The 3677-nt window shown below is 63.2% G+C and carries 3 protein-coding genes; all 3 read right to left on the bottom strand.

The annotated features are described in order from the left end of the window. Window positions 1–370 precede the first annotated feature (370 nt). Genes ACSHZY_RS18765 through ACSHZY_RS18755 form a run of 3 tightly spaced genes read right to left on the bottom strand, consistent with a single transcriptional unit; the run spans window position 371 to window position 3548 of the window. The gene (locus ACSHZY_RS18765; RefSeq protein WP_435171749.1) at window positions 371–1369 is read right to left on the bottom strand and encodes a site-specific integrase; all 999 of its coding nucleotides are present in this window, start codon (window positions 1367–1369) and stop codon (window positions 371–373) included. Then, complete coding sequence (locus tag ACSHZY_RS18760) at window positions 1366–2307, bottom strand: tyrosine-type recombinase/integrase (RefSeq protein WP_435171747.1); 942 nt, start codon at window positions 2305–2307, stop codon at window positions 1366–1368. Before ACSHZY_RS18760 ends, ACSHZY_RS18765 begins: the two co-directional genes overlap by 4 nt. Then, window positions 2304–3548 carry a tyrosine-type recombinase/integrase gene (locus ACSHZY_RS18755; RefSeq protein WP_435171745.1) on the bottom strand — a complete coding sequence of 415 codons (1245 nt, stop codon included), beginning with the start codon at window positions 3546–3548 and terminating at the stop codon, window positions 2304–2306. The genes ACSHZY_RS18760 and ACSHZY_RS18755 overlap by 4 nt, the downstream gene beginning before the upstream one ends. Window positions 3549–3677 lie beyond the last annotated feature (129 nt).

Here is a 3677-nt window from a genome sequence, read left to right as displayed (position 1 = left end):
GCGGAACTATGTCCGGAGCCGGACTATGTCCCGCGAGTGCAAATTCTCGCCGGGTGGTGCACATGGTCGTAGCTTGGAAATGGCCTAGAGCGGCCGCATGGCTAAGGTCACGCGAGAAGAATCTGGCACACGCGTCCGCATTCCCGGCGGCGGGGTCGTTCTCATTACCGATGCCGACCATGGCTGGTTCCTCGATGTTGACGAACACCGTGTGTCTCACCTGATCGGCCTTCGTGTGAACACGAAAGGTGATCGGGCTGGCCCCGTCCTTCGCGTTGTCAGCGTGGTCCAGAGCTAGCGCCGAACACCTGTTCACACGCTCCGCTGCGGAGCTACTCCCCAATGAGTTCGCGGGACATAGTCCCGGTGGCTACAGTCCCTTGAGAAACGCGAGCAGCGTGTCCTCGGGCTTGTATCGGCCCGGTGTTCCGGTGGGCGGCGTGGTGCGTTCGAGTATCTTCTCCTTCATGGCGAGGTTCGCCTCGATGTAGATCTGGGTAGTCTCGATCGACTCATGGCCGAGCCATAGTGCGATCACCGACTGCTCGACCCCTTCCTGCAACAGGTCCATCGCCATCGTGTGCCGCAGGACGTGCGGGGTCACGCGCTTCTGCGCGAGTGACGGGCATGATCTGGCCGCCGTCGCGGCGTGCTTGGCGAGAATGTAGTGCATGCCGTGGGCGCTGAGCCGTCCGCCTTTGGCGTTCGGAAACAGTGGCTGCTCTGCCGTCTTGGCAGGTTGGCCCATCCAGGCTGTCAGCACCGCGCGCGTGTTCTTGCTGAGCGGGGTACAACGTTCCTTGCGGCCCTTGCCGAGAACGCGGACATGCGCGCCGATGCCAAGATGCACATCTGCATGCTGCAAGTCGGTCAGTTCCGATAATCGCAAGCCGGTCTGCACCGCGAGCAGGATCAGCGCATGATCGCGTTGGCCCGACCAGCTATGCCGGTCGGGCGCAGCCAGCAGGGCATCGACTTCGGGGCGAGTCAGGAACGGCACCAGTCCCCGGTCGAACCGCTTGGCCGGAACGGCTAGAACGCGCTGTATCTGCGCGGCATGGGTGGGCGCTTCGTAGGCGGCATAGCGGAAGAAGCTATGGATGGCGGTGAGCCGCAGGTTGCGGGTGCGCGGCGTGACGCCGCGCCGATGTTCCAGATCGTCGAGGAAGGCGCTAACGAGCGGCGCATCGATGTCGTCCAAGCCAAGCCGTGACGGCTCCTTGCGGAGACGTTGGCGGGTGAACGCCAGCAACAGCCGAAACGTATCGCGATAGGAAGCGATCGTATGGGGGCTGGCGCGGCGCTGCCGCATCAGGCGTTCGGTGAAGAATCCTTCCAGCAGCGTGGCGAAGGTGGGGCCGACCATCATATTGCGTCTCCCCAGCGTCGTTCGAGCCGCGAGATGGCCTGCGTCATCAGCTCCGGCGACAGGCTCAGATACCAATAGGTGTCTTCGACCCGGACATGGCCGAGATAGGTGGAGAGTACCGGCATGTCGCGCACCGGATCGCGCCCCTCTTCATACCAGCGGGTAAGCACCTGAGTGGCGAAGCGGTGGCGGAGATCATGCAGTCGCGGTCCGTGGCCGCCGCGTCGGGGGCGCAGGCCGACCCGCTGGGACAGGGCGTAGAAGCCTCGATACACCACGCTACCATCGATCGGTCGTCCAAGGTTCGACAGGAACAGGTTCGTCGGGACGGGGCGACCGAAGAAGCGCGCGCGGCGTTCGATGTAGTCGGCGATCACCGCGCAAGTCGAGCTATGGATGGGCACGAACCGCCATCGGTCGAGCTTCCCGGCACGGATCGTCAGAAGCCCGGAATCGAGATCGACATCCTCGATCCGCAAATCGAGCGCTTCCGAGATGCGCAGGCCGGTGACTGCCAGCAGACCCAGGAGGCAATGATACATCCATGGCCGCAGGCTCGCGGTCTTGCGAGCGACCGGCATCGCGAGCGCCGCCGCCAGCAGGCGTCGCACTTCTTCATCGCTATACAGATAGGGCTTCGCGCGGGTAGATCGGTGCGGCAGCAGCCATGCTGGCGGAATCTCTGTGCGCTTGTCGCTCGCTGACAGGTGGCGCGCGAACATCCGGACATAACCGAGGCGCCTGGCCCACTCGGACGGCTGTGCAGTGGTCGGCGACCGTGCCCACTCCAGTGCCAGCGGAATGGTGATGTGGTCGACGTCATGCTCGATCAGGAAATCCACGAAGCGCGGCAGTTGCAGGCCGGCGTCATGGAGCTTGTAGCCCAGCGACCGGCGCAGTTGGAGATAGTCGGCCAAGGCGGCGTGCAGCGCGTTCATGCGGCTTCTCCCGGCCATGCCACGACAAGGTCGCGCAGCGCGTCGATATCGACGCGCGCATAGATGGCGGTCGCCTGCGGGCTGCGATGCCGCAGCACCTCGCCGATCTCCGGCAGTGACGCACCTTTGCCGAGCAATCGGACCGCAAGCGCATGGCGGAACTGGTGAGCACCCTTGCGAGGTGCATCAATCCCGGCATGTGCGAGGGTGTTCTTGACGACGGAGCCAATGCAGTCGGTGCGGTTGAAGCCCCGAAATGGGGCGCGAGCGCGAAGAAACAGACGGCGATCGTCACAGTGAGGCCGGGCATCGCGCAGATAGATGGCAATGGCCTCACCGACATCGGGTGGGAGCGGCATGAAGCACTCGCGCCGTCCTTTGCCTCGCATCCGCAGGCTGCCGTTCTCCCAATCGACATCGTCCAGCGTCATGTTGACGATATCGCCGGATCGCAGGCCAAGACGGGCGAGCAGCAAGAGAATGGCGCGGTCGCGTATCTCTCGGGGAGTTCGTCCGCTGCAATGGGCCAGGAGCTGACGCGCATCCTCCGGGGAGATGGCGCGCGGTATCGGCGGCGTCGTCGCCCAGTGCGCCACCGCCGGAATGGCGGCGATCAGCTCCGGATCGACCTTGCCCAGATACTGGAGATACCGCAGAAAGGCGCGCAATGCCGTCGTAATGAGCTTGACCGAACCCGGCGACAGGCGTGTTGCCTGCTGCTGGACATGGGCAATGACATCGGTGGCCGCGATCGCTCCCAGATCGACCGGCGCACCGCCAAACCGCTCGATCAGGAAATCTCGGGCGTAGCCCCAATAGTTATCGATCGTTCCGACGGTCAGCCCGCGAGCATGATGCAGATGCTGCCTGAAATCGTCGATCGACGCGTCAATCGCGGGATAAGCAGAAACGGACGGTAAAGCTGCAATCGCCGCTTTTGCCCGAAGGAAGGCCAGCAGCGACCTCATTGCGGGCCGTTCATTGACCGATGAGACGCGCCGCGTCCCGCTGTCCCTCGCATGATAGCGTTCAACGCACTGGTCATCGATGGCGCTGACGGGAATCTGCTCCCTATGAAGCCAGCGATCGAAGTCGGCCGCGCGGTAAATTTTTACGTAAACGCCGCGACCGATATATCCCTTCTCGACCACGGCTGCATGATAATCGCGAATAAAGGGAGCGAGCGGACCGTGTGCCTGATCGGCCAACATCCGAGCTTCATCGTAGGACTGGTTGTTCATGATTACTCCTGTCGGGGCGGAACTGCCCGGACAGGAGCCTGCTATGGATGGTAATGACTTGGTATCATCCCGTAATTAAGCGCTTCTTTGCACTCGCGGGACATAGTCCGGCTCCGGACATAGTTCCGG

This window comes from Falsirhodobacter sp. 1013, assembly GCF_051195255.1.
Classification (GTDB): domain Bacteria; phylum Pseudomonadota; class Alphaproteobacteria; order Rhodobacterales; family Rhodobacteraceae; genus Falsirhodobacter.
This window is presented reverse-complemented; position numbering and strand designations above follow the sequence as displayed.

Excerpts from the sequence above, each read along its gene's own strand:
- ACSHZY_RS18765 (WP_435171749.1), bottom strand. The coding sequence starts at position 1,369 with ATGATGGTCGGCCCCACCTTCGCCACGCTGCTGGAAGGATTCTTCACC.
- ACSHZY_RS18760 (WP_435171747.1), bottom strand. The coding sequence starts at position 2,307 with ATGAACGCGCTGCACGCCGCCTTGGCCGACTATCTCCAACTGCGCCGG.
- ACSHZY_RS18755 (WP_435171745.1), bottom strand. The coding sequence starts at position 3,548 with ATGAACAACCAGTCCTACGATGAAGCTCGGATGTTGGCCGATCAGGCA.